The 16,319-nt window shown below is 43.5% G+C and carries 11 protein-coding genes and 1 pseudogene; 10 read left to right on the top strand and 2 right to left on the bottom strand.

The features are described from left to right. Position 1: 1 nt before the first annotated feature. The 5 genes from BM377_RS08115 (at position 2) to BM377_RS08095 (ending at position 6,131) form a co-directional block, all read left to right on the top strand. Positions 2 to 562 carry an NUDIX hydrolase gene (locus tag BM377_RS08115; protein WP_092246492.1) on the top strand — a complete coding sequence of 187 codons (561 nt, stop codon included), beginning with the start codon at positions 2 to 4 and terminating at the stop codon, positions 560 to 562. Positions 563 to 624: 62 nt separating this feature from the next. Then, the gene (locus tag BM377_RS08110; RefSeq protein WP_092246489.1) at positions 625 to 1,389 is read left to right on the top strand and encodes a Crp/Fnr family transcriptional regulator; all 765 of its coding nucleotides are present in this window, start codon (positions 625 to 627) and stop codon (positions 1,387 to 1,389) included. A gap of 13 nt (positions 1,390 to 1,402) precedes the next feature. Next, complete coding sequence (gene pflA, locus BM377_RS08105; protein ID WP_092246486.1) at positions 1,403 to 2,134, top strand: pyruvate formate-lyase-activating protein; 732 nt, start codon at positions 1,403 to 1,405, stop codon at positions 2,132 to 2,134. Between the two features lie 166 nt (positions 2,135 to 2,300). Further along, positions 2,301 to 4,565 carry a formate C-acetyltransferase gene (pflB, locus tag BM377_RS08100; protein WP_092246483.1) on the top strand — a complete coding sequence of 755 codons (2,265 nt, stop codon included), beginning with the start codon at positions 2,301 to 2,303 and terminating at the stop codon, positions 4,563 to 4,565. Between the two features lie 213 nt (positions 4,566 to 4,778). After that, on the top strand, positions 4,779 to 6,131 hold the full coding sequence (locus BM377_RS08095; RefSeq protein WP_092246480.1) for an MATE family efflux transporter: 1,353 nt from the start codon (positions 4,779 to 4,781) through the stop codon (positions 6,129 to 6,131). Between the two features lie 9 nt (positions 6,132 to 6,140). Here BM377_RS08095 and BM377_RS08090 read toward each other — a convergent pair whose 3' ends face one another. Beyond that, a complete protein-coding gene (locus tag BM377_RS08090; RefSeq protein WP_092246477.1) occupies positions 6,141 to 6,647 on the bottom strand; it encodes a helix-turn-helix domain-containing protein in 507 nt (168 codons plus the stop codon). A gap of 436 nt (positions 6,648 to 7,083) precedes the next feature. On the opposite strand from BM377_RS08090, the gene BM377_RS08085 reads away from it, so the two are divergent. The 4 genes and pseudogenes from BM377_RS08085 (at position 7,084) to BM377_RS08070 (ending at position 12,761) form a co-directional block, all read left to right on the top strand. After that, positions 7,084 to 8,853, top strand: coding sequence for an ammonium transporter (locus BM377_RS08085; RefSeq protein ID WP_092246474.1), 1,770 nt, complete (start codon positions 7,084 to 7,086; stop codon positions 8,851 to 8,853). A gap of 104 nt (positions 8,854 to 8,957) precedes the next feature. After that, positions 8,958 to 10,541: an asparagine synthase B gene (gene asnB / locus BM377_RS08080; RefSeq protein WP_092246471.1), complete on the top strand. Its 1,584-nt coding sequence runs from the start codon at positions 8,958 to 8,960 to the stop codon at positions 10,539 to 10,541. A gap of 27 nt (positions 10,542 to 10,568) precedes the next feature. Continuing rightward, a pseudogene (locus BM377_RS08075) lies at positions 10,569 to 11,114 on the top strand (glutamine synthetase III); the annotation flags it as partial. A 159-nt stretch (positions 11,115 to 11,273) separates the two neighbouring features. Beyond that, on the top strand, positions 11,274 to 12,761 hold the full coding sequence (locus tag BM377_RS08070; RefSeq protein ID WP_092246469.1) for a glutamate synthase subunit beta: 1,488 nt from the start codon (positions 11,274 to 11,276) through the stop codon (positions 12,759 to 12,761). A 126-nt stretch (positions 12,762 to 12,887) separates the two neighbouring features. Here the strand turns inward: BM377_RS08070 and BM377_RS08065 are convergent, their stop codons facing one another. After that, positions 12,888 to 14,030, bottom strand: coding sequence for a peptidoglycan recognition protein family protein (locus BM377_RS08065; RefSeq protein ID WP_242948126.1), 1,143 nt, complete (start codon positions 14,028 to 14,030; stop codon positions 12,888 to 12,890). 247 nt (positions 14,031 to 14,277) lie between these two features. Here BM377_RS08065 and BM377_RS08060 point away from each other — a divergent pair, with 247 nt between their 5' ends. Continuing rightward, positions 14,278 to 15,987: a methyl-accepting chemotaxis protein gene (locus tag BM377_RS08060; protein ID WP_092246466.1), complete on the top strand. Its 1,710-nt coding sequence runs from the start codon at positions 14,278 to 14,280 to the stop codon at positions 15,985 to 15,987. Positions 15,988 to 16,319 lie beyond the last annotated feature (332 nt).

Raw genomic sequence — 16,319 nt, 5'->3', positions numbered from 1 at the left:
TATGGATTTTCAGTATCTTGAAAAAAGAGAGCAGGGCGAGTTTATTACCCGCTACAATCTGCATTACAAGACAGTAGACAACAAAGACAAGACATACGAGATAATCAGCAGAAATCCCGATCTTAAGGGCTTTGATGACATTCGCAACAAAAAAGTTGATGCGGTAGTGCTCATCATGCACGATGAGACCGGCGAAAAAATACTTATAAATAAAGAGTTCAGAATGGCAGCAGGTGCCTGGGTTTATAACTTCCCCGCGGGACTTATCGATCCCGGCGAAGTTCCTGAAGAAAGCGCCAGAAGAGAACTCAAGGAAGAGACGGGGCTTGATATCATCGCCATAGATGACTGGATCGGCGAGAGTTACAGCGCCGTCGGTTTTTCCAACGAGAAGAATGTATGCTGCGTCGGAAGAGCTTCCGGCACCTTTGCCAAGAGCAGCTCGACTCTTGAAGAGATTCAGCCCGGATGGTATACCAAAGAAGAAGTAAGAGAGTTATTGAAAAAAGAGCCTTTTGCCGCAAGGACACAGGCTTATTGCTACGCATGGTCACACAAGTAAATTGCGGTCGCCGTTGATGCGCAAGATACTAAGGTTTTATTATTTGCATTTTCGGTATTTATATGAGTGAAAAGAAAGATCAGAAAAACAAAGGAATATATCAGGCTCCAAAGAATAAAGAAGAGCTGAAAAAAGGCATCGAAGGCCTTAAGATATGTGAGGATTGCGGAGGACTTTGCACAGAGAGTGTGCCCATCATGGAAGGACTTCCCGTCAATGCTCAGGTCAGCCTTATGGAGCATTCCGTTCATGAAACGCTCAAAAAGAACAGTTATCTTTTCCGAGAAGGTGAGCCTGTTGACTCCATATGTATAATCAGGAAGGGAAGAGTTAAGCTTTGCAGATATGATTCCCTTGGAAGAGAACAGATCATCACTATTCTCGCCGATCACGATATCATCTGGGAAGGAATGTTCCTGGATGGCAGTATTTATCCGTATTCAGCGGTATGTCTTACCAATGCATCCATCTGCACGATTCACAGAGACGATTTCATCAAGGTAGTCGACAATCCGACAGCTGCCATGAATATTATTATTCTTTTGAGTAAAAAGCTTCATGACGCCAATGAGCGTAACATGCTGCTTTCAACCAAAGATCCCATGGCAAGACTGGCCGGCTTTTTGATGTACAGAGTTGACAGAAGCGTAGAAGATGATATAGTTTTAAAGCTCGATGATATAGCTGCGAGCGTCAACCTAAGGACAGAGACCGTCAGCAGGAAGCTGCGCGAAATGGAAAAAGAGGGCCTGATACAAAGGCTCGGTCATGCAAGGATCAAGGTCCTTGACAGAGACGCCCTTAGGGATATATATATTTACCAGTAATTTAGGAGTGTTTATGATTAAAGGTGCAATTCATTCGATAGAGACCTTCGGTTCCGTTGACGGACCCGGAATCAGATTTATAGTTTTTTTAAAGGGATGTAATCTCAGATGTAAGTATTGTCACAACGCAGATACATGGGATCCCAAGTCGGAGGATATGAGAACACCCGACGAGCTGCTTGATTTTGCCGAGAGATATCGCAGCTACTGGGGCGAGGAAGGCGGAATCACGGTAAGCGGAGGCGAGCCTCTCCTTCAGATTGATTTCCTTATCGAGCTTTTTACCAAGGCCAAAGAGCGCGGAATAAATACCTGCATAGATACGGCACTACAGCCTTTTACAAGAGAAGAACCTTTCTTTTCCAAGTTTAATAAGCTTGTGGAAGTAACGGATCTTATGCTCGTTGATATCAAGCACATAGATAATGAGGAACACAAGAAGCTCACGGGACTTCCCAATGAGAATATTCTCGACGGAATGCAGTATTTATCGGAGATCGGACAGCCTATCTGGATAAGACACGTACTTGTTCCCGATATCACGGACATTGACGAATACCTCATAAAGACCAGAGCATTTATTGAGAATCTTTCTAACGTTAAAAAGATAGAAGTTCTTCCCTACCATTCTCTGGGACAGCATAAATTCGAGGCTCTCGGAATACCGTACCAGTTAGAAGGCGTAAAATCGCCGTCTAAAGAGCGTGTAGAGAACGCAACCCAGATTTTACGCGGGTTAAAGTGATCGATATATCGAAAAAGACAGCAAAAAAGCGCTGTCTTTTTTTTAACAATATTTTTTAAAACTTGATTCTAATCAATGTTTGGCCAAATGCTAAATGGTAATATAATTCTCGGTCAATACCAGTGACAATAATTTAACAATACTGTTTTAGAAGGAGTATTTCAATATGAACGAAGCATGGAGAGGTTTTAAAGGAACCCACTGGCTGGATGACGTTAACGTAAGAGATTTCATCCAGAACAATTATACACCTTATGATGGAGATGAGAGCTTTTTGGCAGACCCCACAGAAGCAACAGATAAGCTTTGGGGCAAGCTTCAGGAGCTCCAGAAGCAGGAACGTGAAAAGGGCGGCGTCCTTGAGTGCGAGACAGAGGTTGTTTCAAGCCTTACAGCATACGGCCCCGGATACATCGATGAGTCTATGAAGGATCTCGAGAAGGTAGTTGGTCTTCAGACTGACAAGCCTCTTAAGAGAGCATTCATGCCTTTCGGTGGAATCAAGATGGCTGAGGAAGCTGCTGAGACATACGGCTACAAGGTTAACGAGAAGTTCCACAAGATCTTTACTGAGTATCATAAGACTCACAACCAGGCAGTATTTGATGCATATACACCTGAGATGAGAGCAGCAAGACACAGCCACATCGTAACAGGTCTTCCTGATACATACGGCCGTGGACGTATCGTAGGCGATTACAGAAGAGTTGCTCTTTACGGTATCGACTACCTCATCAACAAGAAGATGGAAGATTACAACAACTGCGGTGACGGAACAATGCTTGATCACATCATCCGTCAGAGAGAAGAGATCTCAGAGCAGGTTAGAGCTCTTAAGGGAATGAAAGAGATGGCTAAGGTTTACGGCTATGATATTTCTGCACCTGCTAAGAACGCAAAAGAGGCTGTTCAGTGGCTTTACTTTGGTTACCTTGCAGCTATCAAGACTCAGAACGGTGCTGCTATGTCAGTTGGACGTGTATCTACATTCCTTGACATCTACATCGAGAGAGATATTAAAGAGGGAACACTTACAGAGAGCGAGGCTCAGGAGCTTATCGACCACATGACAATGAAGTTCAGAATGGTTAAGTTCGCTCGTATCCCTTCATACAACAACCTTTTCTCAGGCGATCCCGTTTGGGCAACACTTGAGGTTGGTGGACTTGGTATGGACGGACGTCACATGGTTACAAAGAACGACTTCCGTTTCCTCCACACACTTGAGAACATGGGACCTTCACCCGAGCCTAACCTTACAGTACTTTACACATCTAAGCTTCCCGCTACATTCAAGAAGTATGCTGCTAAGATTTCTGTTACAACATCTTCTATCCAGTACGAGAACGACGATGTTATGCGTCCTATCTGGGGCGATGATTACAGCATCTGCTGCTGCGTATCAGCTACACAGACAGGTAAAGAGATGCAGTTCTTCGGAGCAAGAGCTAACCTTGCTAAGTGCCTTCTTTACGCTATCAACGGCGGTAAGGATGAGAAGTTCCTTACAAAAGACGGTAAGCACATGCAGATTGGACCTGAAATGGCTCCTATCACAGGCGACGTTCTTGAGTACGACGAGGTTATGCGTAAGTATGACATCATGATGGATTGGCTTGCAGGACTCTATGTAAACATCCTCAACCTTATCCAGTACATGCACGATAAATATTACTATGAAGCAGCTGAGATGGCTCTTATCGATACAAACGTAAGACGTACATTCGCTACAGGTATCGCAGGATTCTCACACGTTGTTGATTCACTTTCAGCTATCAAGTACGCTAAGGTTTCAACTGTACGTGACGAGTCAGGTCTTGTTGTAGATTACAAGATCGAGGGTGACTTCCCCAGATACGGTAACGACGATGAGAGAGCAGACGAGATCGCTGTATGGCTCCTTAAGACATTCATGAAGAAGATCGAGAAGCACCACACATATCGTGATTCTGAGCCTACAACATCTATCCTTACTATCACATCTAACGTTGTTTACGGTAAGGCTACAGGTGCTACACCTGACGGAAGACCTGCATTCGCTTCATTCGCACCCGGAGCATCACCTTCATACGGTGCAGAGAAGGCCGGACTTCTTGCTTCACTTAACTCTGTTGCTAAGATTCCTTACGAGTACGCTCTTGACGGAATTTCTAACACACAGACAATGAACCCCAACGCTCTTGGTCATGACGACGAGGAGAGATCAAACAAGCTTGTTAACGTTCTTGACGGTTACTTCGACCAGGGTGCTCATCACCTCAACGTTAACGTATTTGGTAAGGAGAAGCTCATCGATGCTATGGAGCATCCTGAGAAGCCTGAGTATGCTAACTTCACTATCCGTGTATCAGGATATGCTGTTAAGTTCATCAACCTTACTAAGGAGCAGCAGCTTGACGTTATCGCTCGTACATGCCACGAGGCACTTTGATAACATAAACAAGTTACATTGCAATACGTTGTTTTATAATAAGAAGAACGACTCGATTTTTCGGGTCGTTCTTTTTTTATGTCATACGCTTCATGATTTTAGATAAAAATAATAATTTAAACTATTTTATTTTGCACAAAACAATGATAGAGTGAAGATATGTGAAAGCCTTAAAAATACAGCTTTTACCCAGATTATCATATGAGGCGTATTATGAATAAAAGATATGTCACCGACATGACAGAAGGCAATGAACTTCTGCTTCTTATTAAGTTCACTATCCCAATGCTCTTTGGAAATCTCTTCCAACAGTTTTACAACATGGCGGATACCATTATCGTGGGACATTACGGCGGTAAATACGGAATGCCGGCTATTGGTGCGGTCGGAAGTGTCAACTTTCTCTTTTTCTCACTTTGTATGGGAATGGGAGCCGGAGTCGGCATCATGATCTCGCAGCATTTTGGCGCGGGAAAGGATGATTACGTTAAGAAGATAGTCGGTAACTCAATCTATATTACGCTTGTAGCAGGTCTGCTCATGAGTATCATCAGTGTGACCCTCGCAAAGCCTATACTTAATATAATGAAGATACCGGATGAGTGTATGGCAGATGCCCTTACATATATGAGAGTTGTCTGCGGAGCAACAATCCTTGTTGCAGGTTATAATATGATCTCTTCTATATTAAGAGCGCTCGGAGATTCAAGAACTCCTCTTATCTTCCTGGTGGTTGCCTGTCTTATAAACATTGTCCTTGATCTTATAACCGTTAAATGGCTCGGAATGGGCGTCTTGGGAGCTGCGCTTGCAACGGTCATCTCTCAGACAATCGCCATGATCGGATCGATAGTTGTGGGAATCAGGATCAATCCATATCTTCAGATAGAAAAAAGACATCGCGAGGTTGATACCGATATCATAGACAACGCTATAAGGCTCGGAGTTCCGCTTGCACTTCAGAACGCGCTTATAGCCTTTTCTTGCGTGGCACTTCAAACGGTAGTAAACGGCTTTAAGAGTGACGTTATGACAGCTTATACGGCAACAGGTAGGATCGAGCAGCTTGTTCAGCAGCCTCTGGGATCGCTTGGAACAGCCGTATCAACATTTACGGGACAGAATACCGGTGCCAAAAAGCTTAACAGGGTAAAGAGCGGATGCATAAAGAGTGTTGCTCTTATTGCGGCATTCAGTGTTCTTATGGTTATAGTTATGTTTACGCAAGGAGAGAATATAATAAGATTATTTACGCCCAATGAAAACGCCATCAAGATTGGCGCTAAGGGACTTAAGATAACAAGTATGTTCTATTTCTTCTTAGGACTTATATATGTGTTCAGAGGAACGCTCAACGGCGTAGGAGATGCCGCGTTTGCCCTTATAAACGGAATACTTGAAGTTGTAGGAAGACTGGGTTTTGCGGCGATATTGGTATCCATATCCGGCATAGGAATGTGGGGCTGCTGGTATACCAACGGACTTACATGGGCCATAACCGGAATAGGATGTGTGCTTAGATATATGAAAGGAAGCTGGAGAAAAAGAATCTTCGATCAAGTATGACAGAATGGATTATTTCTGAAGATCTTTTAGCTTCTTGGCATTGATCTTACCTTCAGCGATCATGTTAGCCATCCAGATCTTAAGGGATTCAACGGTCATATCGATATTATCAAGCTGCTTTTGTATCTCAACAAAATCTTTAAGCTCATCGTCAGAAATAACGCCATCAGCGGTAATCTCGATGAGCTTTGTTTTTTGACTGTCGAGAGAATTAAGTGCCGAGAGCATGCCAAGGACGATCTCCGATAAAGAAGAAACCTTAACCTCGGGAACTGTATCTTTTCCGATACGGCACTCGTGCGTGCAGTAGTAGTTGCACAGTTCGGGGCGCTTGTATGCATTGGCCATATCAACGACATCCTCGGGATGAACAAGAGTCTTTTCCGTCTCAAGCTTCTCAAGGCGGCTCTCGCTGATGGTTCCTATAAGCTCACTTGCCTGAGCTCTTGTAAGGCCCAGAGCCTCTCTGCTTTCAAAGTAGATATTCTTATTTTCTCTGACGGATTTCTTGCCCATGATAATCTCCTGAAATATTCATCTGTTAGATAGTGTCTCCGTTATTATACAGCAGTGTTGGTGCGAAGGAACAGTGACTTCAAAAATAAATTGAAAAAAATTTTAAAAACATGCTTGACAATGATTGTATACCGAAGTACAATCTTAAACAATAAGGCAAGGGCGTCTTAGAGAATACTCTCTAAGGCGCTTTCTGTGTTTTTGGATACTAATCCGCGGAAGTATACTTTTAATTGTATACAAGTATTCATACATAGGAAACTTGTCCTATACAAAAAACGGTCTATGACCGGCAATAATTATTTAATATGTAAGGACGGCACAATGGGGTGTCATGCTGATGTTAATATGCAGCAATCCCGTTGTACCGTCCTTTTATCATTAGAGAGATCTTGAAAACAATAGATTTCTCGGTAATCAGAATGGAGGAGAAAGTATGAGTGAAGAAATCTTAAGCGCGGTTAACGGCCAGGTCTTCAGTGTCTGGTTTCTGATCGGTGCAGCGTTGGTATTCTGGATGCAGGCCGGATTTGCTATGTGTGAGGCAGGTTTTACAAGAGCCAAGAACACCGGAAATATCATAATGAAGAACCTTATGGATTTCTGTATCGGTACTGTAGTATTCATCTTAATTGGTTTTGGTTTATTACTTGGTGAAGATATCGTAGGAATCATCGGTAGACCCGGATTTGACATCTTCACAAATTATGCAAATTTTGATTGGTCCAACTTTGTATTCAACCTTGTGTTCTGTGCAACAACAGCAACAATCGTTTCAGGATCAATGGCTGAGAGAACAAAGTTCTTATCATATTGTGTGTACTCGGCAGTTATCTCAGCAATCATCTACCCCATTGAAGCACATTGGGTATGGGGCGGCGGATTCCTCGCACAGATGGGATTCCATGATTTTGCAGGTTCAACATGTATCCACATGGTTGGTGGTATCTCAGCTCTTATCGGAGCAGCTATCTTAGGACCCCGTATCGGTAAGTTCGAAAGAAATAAGGAAGGCAAAGTTACCAAGGTAAATGCTTTCCCCGGACACAACCTTGTGGCAGCTTCACTCGGTGTATTCATCCTTTGGCTTGGATGGTACGGATTCAACGGTGCGGCTTGTACTTCAGTAGAGCAGCTCGGATCCGTATTCGTAACAACAACAATCGCACCTGCACTTGCAACTGTAACATGTATGATCTTCACATGGCTCAGATATGGTAAGCCCGATGTTTCAATGTGTCTCAACGCATCACTTGCAGGTCTTGTAGCTATCACAGCTCCCTGTGATGTAACAGATGCTTTCGGAGCAATCGTGATCGGTATTGTAGCAGGTCTCCTTGTTTGCTTCGGAGTATGGTTCCTTGATTACAAGCTTCACGTAGACGATCCTGTTGGTGCCGTTGCGGTTCACTGCTTAAACGGTATCTGGGGAACAATTGCTGTAGGTCTTTTTGCTACAAACACAGCACCCGGTTATTCAATCGCTGATGCACAGGGCAATGAGCTCGTAGGTCTTTTCTACGGCGGCGGTTTCAAGCTTCTTGGTATTCAGATCACAGGATTCTTAGCCGTAGCAGCTTGGACATTAGTTACTATTACAATTACATTCTTCGCTATTAAGAAGATACTTGGACTTAGAGTTACAGAAGAGGAAGAAATCCTCGGACTTGATTCAACAGAGCACGGACTTGCTTCTGCATATTCAGGATTCGCTATCATGGATGTCTCAAACACCCTCAACATGGATGTCAACGACAACACAGATCTTGGTCAGAGCGAATATGTATATGCTTCACAGGTGCAGAAAGATGCAGCGGTTCCCGTTGTCACAGGTCCTGTTCATACACAGTCCGCTATACATAAAGTAGTAATCATCGCAAAGCTCTCTCGTTACGACAAGCTTCGTAAGGCAATGAACGATCTCGGTGTAACCGGCATGACGGTAACTCAGGTAATGGGATGCGGAGTTCAGAAGGGTTCCGGCGACATGTACCGTGGAGTTGAGATGGATGCAACACTTCTTCCCAAGGTCAAGGTTGAGGTTGTTGTAAGTAAGATCCCTGTAGAGAGCGTTATCGAAGCAGCTAAGAAGACATTGTACACCGGCCACATCGGCGACGGTAAGATCTTCGTTTACAGCGTAGACAAGGTAGTAAAGATCAGAACAGGTGAGGAAGATCTTGAAGCTCTTGCAGACGTTGAATAATTGTGAGCACTTGGCGAGGTTCTTTCGAGCCCGGTGCGAACGCCTTACGTCGAGCAAAGCTGGGGCGTAAGTTCATTATAAAAGAATAACTAGGAGGATGGAGTATGTGCGCAATACTGACATACGAAGGTGATGACATATCCGAGCAGGAGTTTCAAACTCTTTTGCAAAGAACAAGCCTTAGAGGCCCGGATATGTCCAGGTACAAAAAGGTAGAAAAAGGATATATAGGTTTTAATCGTCTCTCGATAATGGGACTGAATGAAGAAGGAATGCAACCTTTTTACCTTAATAATAATGCAGTGATTTGTAACGGTGAGTTATATGGATTCAGAGCACTGCGAGAGTACCTGGTATCCCTCGGATACAGCTTTAGAAGTGACAGTGATTGCGAGATACTCCTCCCTTTGTATGAGAAACTCGGAACCAAGATGTTCGATATTCTCGATGCGGAATTTGCCTGCGTCATATATGACGGTGAAAAGAAAAAGTTCATAGCCGCAAGAGATCCGATAGGAATCAGACCTCTTTACTATGGATACGACAAAAAAGGAAACATAATTTTTGCATCGGAACCTAAGAACATGGTTGGTGTGGCAGACAAGATAATGCCTTTCCCTCCCGGACATTACTACGAGGATGGCAAGTTCATCTGCTACAGAGATATGACTAAGGTAAAAGAAGTAAAGTTTGATGAAGTAAACGTGATCGCGGAAAAGATTCACGACAAGCTTCTCAAAGGAATAGAAAAGAGACTTTCAGCCGATGCGCCGATAGGATTTCTTTTATCGGGCGGCCTTGATTCATCACTTGTTTGCGGAGCCGCAGCAAAGATGCTTGGCAAGAAGATAAGAACCTTCGCGATCGGAATGGACATAGACGCGATCGACCTCAAGTACGCAAGAGAAGTTGCGGATTATATAGGAAGCGAACACACGGAAGTGATCATTTCCAAAAAAGATGTTATCGAGGCGGTCGAGCCTGTAATAGAAGCTCTCGGAACTTATGATATTACGACTATACGAGCTTCTATCGGAATGTATCTTCTGTGTAAATGGATTCACGAGAACACAGATATCAAGGTAATCCTTACAGGAGAGATATCCGATGAGCTCTTTGGATATAAATATACAGACTTTGCACCGAGCGCGGATGAGTTCCAGAAAGAAGCGCAAAAGAGAATTCACGAGATACACATGTACGACGTGCTCAGAGCCGACAGATGTATCAGCGTAAACTCTCTTGAAGCCAGAGTTCCTTTCGGAGATCTTGATTTTGTAGAGTATGTAATGAGCATTGACCCGGAGAAGAAGATGAACACCTACGGCATCGGTAAATATCTTTTGCGCCATGCGTTTGAAAAAGATGAACTGATACCGAGAACTATCCTCATGAGAGAGAAAGCAGCTTTCTCCGATGCGGTCGGACATTCACTTCGTGATGACCTTATAGAGTGTGCGGACAGCCTTTACACCTACGCAGATTACGAGACCAAGAAAAAGAAATACACTCACGCAACACCTTTTACAAAGGAATCGCTTTGGTACAGAGAGATTTTTGAAAAGTATTATCCCGGCCAGTCAGATATGGTTGTGGACTTCTGGATGCCCAACAAGAACTGGGAAGGTTGCAATGTAAACGATCCTTCCGCAAGAGTTCTTTCAAACTACGGAGCATCTGCAAAATAAATGAGTATGAATATGGAGGACAAAAAGATGATTGATGCATCAAAACTTACAGAACAATTCGGATGTCTGGTATTTAGCGACAAGATTATGAAAGAGCGCTTGCCCAAGGATATTTACAAGGCAGTGCACAAGACAATAGAAAAAGGAACACACCTTGAACTCGATGTTGCAAATACGGTTGCGGCAGTAATGAAAGAGTGGGCTATCGAAAACGGTGCAACACACTTCACACACTGGTTCCAGCCTATGACAGGTCTTACCGCAGAGAAGCACGACAGCTTCATTTCACCTACAGGAGACGGACAGATCCTCATGGAGTTCTCAGGAAAAGAGCTTGTTAAGGGTGAGCCTGATGCATCAAGCTTCCCTTCAGGAGGACTCAGGGCAACATTCGAGGCCAGAGGATATACAGCATGGGATCCTTCATCACCTGCATTTATAAAGGACGGATCACTTTACATTCCTACAGCATTCTGCTCATACGGCGGAGAAGCTCTTGATAAAAAGACACCTCTTTTAAGATCTATGGATGCTCTTTCAAAAGAGGCAGTTAAGATTCTTAACCTCCTTGGATTGACCGAGAAAGCAGACATTGATGAGCTTAAGGCTATTCTTAAGGACTATGCAAAAGAGACAGATTCCGAATATGCAAAAGAGATTCTGTCAGACTTCGATGAATATATTCCGAACTTCAAAAAGATCGTACCTAATAAGTAAATAGGAGGCAGAACAATGGGAAAAGCGACAGGATTTCTTGAATATAAAAGAATAACCAATGGAGATGTGCCTCCAAAGGAAAGATTATGTAATTTTAAAGAGTTTCACACATACCTCGACAGAGATGAAAGAGCAGAGCAGGCAGCAAGGTGCATGAACTGTGGAGTGCCTTTTTGCCAGTCTGCGATAAAACTAAGCGGAATGGTAACCGGATGTCCGCTTCACAATCTGATCCCCGAGTGGAACGATCAGATCTATGCAGGTCATGAGCAGCATGCTTACAGCAGACTCCACAAGACCAGCAACTTCCCCGAGTTTACGGGAAGAGTATGTCCCGCACTTTGCGAGAAAGCATGCATGTGCGGACAGAACGGTGATGCTGTTACCGTTCACGACAACGAACTCTATCTTATAGAGACGGCATTCAAAAAAGGCTATGTTAAGCCTATGATTCCCGCTATCAGAAGCGGAAAGAGAGTTGCGGTTGTAGGAAGCGGTCCTTCAGGACTTGCTACAGCGGACGAGCTCAATCACAGAGGACATTTGGTTGACGTATATGAGCGTGAAGATCGCATAGGAGGTCTTCTTATGTACGGCATCCCCAACATGAAGCTGGATAAAAAAGTCATCGAAAGACGCCGTAAGCTCATGGAGGCGGAAGGAGTTACTTTCCACACCGGCGTTAACGTAGATAAGAAAGAAGCTCAGAAGCTGTTAAAAGAATATGATGCGGTTATACTTTGCTGCGGTGCAAAGAAGCCAAGACTTCTTGCCGTTGCGGATCCCGCTAAGGTAAAGGGAGTGTATAACGCAGTTGATTTCCTTACACAGACTACAAAGGCTCTTTTAGAATCTAAGGACAGAAGCGTTGAGGCATTAAAGGAGCATGGCGGATATATCGACGCCGAAGGAAAGCACGTAGTTATCGTAGGCGGTGGTGATACAGGTAATGACTGTATCGGAACTGTTTTAAGGCATGGCGCTAAGAGTGTTACTGCACTTGAGATGATGCCTAAGCCTCCTGTGGAGCGTGCCGCAAACAACCCTTGGCCCGAGTGGCCAAAGGTCCTTAAGACCGACTATGGTCACGAGGAAGCAATAAGCGTATTCGGAGAAGATCCGAGAGTATACGAAACAACAGTTAAGAGCATCACTACTGACAAGAAGGGTGCTATTAAAGAAATAGAAACCGTAAAGGTTACATTTAAGGACGGAAAGCTTACTGAAGTAGCCGGCTCCGAGAAGAAATTAAAATGTGACCTACTTCTCATTGCAGCAGGATTTATTGGCTGCGAGGATTATTCCGCTGACGCTTTTTCAGTAGAAAGAAGTCAGAGAGGAACTGTTATTACCGGTGAAGAAACCTACAGAGTAGGTGACACCAAAGTATTCTCCGCAGGAGACATGCACAGAGGACAATCACTTGTTGTCTGGGCAATCGCGGAAGGCCGCGCCTGTGCCGGAGAAGTTGATAGATATTTGATGGGTTACTCTAACCTGTGATCAAATATATTTGCCTTTTTTACATTGTAAAAGCCCGAGTGGTATATGACCACTCGGGCTTTTGCTTTATGTGCGCCTTGCGCACGTTTTCAATTTGGAGGATTGGTAAGTGCTATGTAAGTGTTGTTATTTCTTAAGATCTTCTTTGAACTGATCCCATGCGTCGGGATGCTGTACAAAATATCTAGGACACTCTTTTCCTGTAACATCGTAGTGTCTGATGACATGATCCGTATCGAGATTATATTTATCCATAAGCCACTGGGTGAGCTTTATAACCGTATCATATGATGCATCGGTAAACTGTCCTGTCTCATCCTGATGGCAGACCTCGATGGAAATAGTGTCATTATTTCTGTGATTGGTGGCCGCGGATCTTTCATTAAGCGGTACACACAGAATTGCTTCTCCTTCTATTCCTACTATGAAATGAGAACAGGAATCTGAACTCGGGTCGTTGAAATAGCTTCTGTTCTGTGCGGCGCTTGTTCCGGGGTTGGCGGTATAGTGGATTACTATATCTTCAACGCCATCCAAAGGTAATAATGTCCTTGAAGGATTTCCTTGATCTACACTGTCTATCAGATCAACCTGAACCCATGAAGGGACATCTATATCTTCCTTGCCGTTTGCTTTTTTCTTATCGGAAGACTGTGAAGACTCAGTTATCTCAGAGGTCTCGAGCCCGCCGCTGATAGGAAGTTTATTTACTATAAAGAAAAGGAGTCCTGCAAGAGCAAGAAGCTCTATAACAAGAAGGGAAAAACTGCCAAAAAGCTTGTTCTTTTTGCGCTTTCCGGGTCTTATTGCAAATTCGTCGTGATTGTCTGCTTCCGGTCTGCGAGTACGAGTTCTGTTATCCTCAAACTTGCGAGGATCGGCTCTTCGAGGTTCAGGTCTTCCGGGCTCGCGCCTGCGGTAGTCCGCTCTGTTATCGTCACCTCTGCGAGTATTTGCTCTGACATCGTCATATCTGTATCTGCGAGCATCTGTCCTTATATTGTCTGACCTACGTGAGCTTGCTAAAGGCTCGCCAGTCTGTGGATCAAATCTAGGCACACGCTGAAGCGGCTCGCCTGTCTGAGGGTCAAACCTGCGAGGTCTGGGCCTTCGTACATCTTCTTTACCGTAATTGTAAATTTCTCCTCTGCGGTAAGAAGGCTTGTCGTCACTGTATCTGCGTGTTTCCGATCTACGTGTGTTTGCGCCGCTGGCCTTTTTCATATCCGATCTGCTATTGTAATAAATACTATCTAATTCTCTTGACATCAAAAAATCGCCTCTTTCCAGTAAACAAGCGTGTATTACATACTGTACTACCAGTACTAATACACTATAACACCATGGAATTATCTTTGCAATACTAAAATCAAAAATTCTTTCAAAAAAATTAACTTTTTTGACGAGTACGATTTTATAGATATTTAATTCACTTAATACCGATTGTAAGGTATTATTTTTATAGACGTTCTTGTTATGTTTTTTTGCCTGTTTTCTACGCAGAGAGGAGTCTCGCATGAAAGTACGTAAGATCAGTATAATCAAGAAAGTAATTGTTGGAGTTATAGCCCTTTTTATTGTTGCGGACATCATATTGGGAATTGTTATCTATAACAAAGCAAGTAATATTTTGAATCAGGAGATCAGAAAGAACACTGAAGCCATATCATCATCTGCCGCTGCACTTATCGACGGAAGCATAGTTGCGTCGGTACAACCGGGAGAGGAGGAAACGGAAGACTATCTAAAGGTCAGCAATTTCCTAACTAAGATGCTTAACGCTTCGGGTGTTGAATATCTTTATACGGTAAGATATGCTGCCGATAAGTCTTTGGAATATGCTATCGATGCGCAGATTGAGGACATGTCCTATATCGGAGATGAGTTTACCGATGACGAAGTTATAGAAGCACTCTCGGGACAGGTTGTTTCAAGTGATGAGCCTTATACTGATGAGTGGGGCACACATATAACGTCCTACAGCCCTATCTATGTAGATGGAAAGGTTGTCGGCGCAGTCGGCGCAGATGTCAGCATGGACTGGGTACAAGAACAGACGGGAGCACTAGTAAAAGATATTATTATCACCTGCCTGCTCGTACTTATAGTGGGCTGCATAATCCTCATCATTTTGAGCAGAGCACTGAGCAAAAAATTTGTGCTTTTAAATGATAAAATTGTCGAGCTTACCAAAGGTGACGGAGATCTAACCCAAAATATAGAACTTGATTCCGGAGATGAATTTGAAGTTATCGGTGGGAATATCAATAAGCTCATTTCGTTTATCCGCGAGATGCTTCTTTCCATAAATACAGATTCCGACCAGCTTAGTAAGGCGTCGGGACACATCGCGGAAAATATCAAAGATGCAAGAAATAATTCCGAGGCGATATCTGCCACGATCACGGATATGAGCTCTGTTATGCAGAATACGTCGAGTTCGCTCAATGAGATGGCCGAGCATATGAATGAAATTACGGATTCGTTTAAGGACATTGTTTCAGAAATAGAAGGTGGCCGTGATTTCTCCAAAGAAGTTAAGAATTCCGCTTCTGAAACGGGCAAAAGAGCTGAAGCTGAGCGAAGCAGCGCCGAAGAAAAAGTTTCGGATATGGCTGAGTCTGTTTCCGATAAGATTGAACGTTCAAAGGCTGTAAGCAGGATTGAAGATCTTACGGGAAATATCATCGCGATATCAAACCAGACCAATCTTCTTGCACTGAATGCTTCAATAGAGGCGGCAAGAGCGGGAGATGCAGGAAGAGGCTTTGCGGTTGTTGCTGCGGAGATTGGTGAACTTGCAAGCAATTCACAGAAGGCGGCAAGTGAGATTCAGACAGTTTCATCCGAAGTTGTAACCGCGGTTAACGAACTTGCGACGGAGGCAAAAGATCTTTTGGATTTTGTAAAAGAAACTACTATAGACGGCTTTGATAAGCTCGTTAATATAAGTGATGATTACCTGAATTCGGCAGAGCGAATCGATGAGATGATGGAACGCTTTGCAGAAGCTTCCGAGCAGATACAGAGTAATGTAAATCTCATCCGGGAATCTACGGGATCGATAAACAGCGCTGTGGAAGATGCGACCAAGCATGTGCAGAGCACTGCGGAGAAGTCCGTTGAGATGAGCGAGAACATGCTCAAGATTGATGAGGATGCTTCCGCCAGCAGCGAACTTTCCGGAAAGCTCCGAACCGAAGTCGGAAAATTCAAACTTGAATAAAACATATAAAAAGGAAGCGATCAAACAGGTTGCTTCCTTTTTCTTTTTTATATCGTTTAAATGTTCCTTTCTATAATTTTACACCAAGTTAGTTATTGCTAACACGAGATAGTATAATTTTCTCTCTTTTTTGCGTCTACTCCATTTTGCAATTTTTATCCCAATCGGCAATCGGATTTTTTGCCTGTGTTTTCTTTTCGTAATCCCTACACAATTGGGGCATTTTGTGGTACAGTAAATGTGCTTGTTAATCTAAAGCAATTCGCATCCCTATTGGGAAATCTCCGAAGGAAAGGTGGTGGTTTTTATGAAGAAGGATTCACATAAATGTG

This window comes from Butyrivibrio sp. INlla21, assembly GCF_900116875.1.
GTDB lineage: Bacteria > Bacillota > Clostridia > Lachnospirales > Lachnospiraceae > Butyrivibrio.
This window is presented reverse-complemented; position numbering and strand designations above follow the sequence as displayed.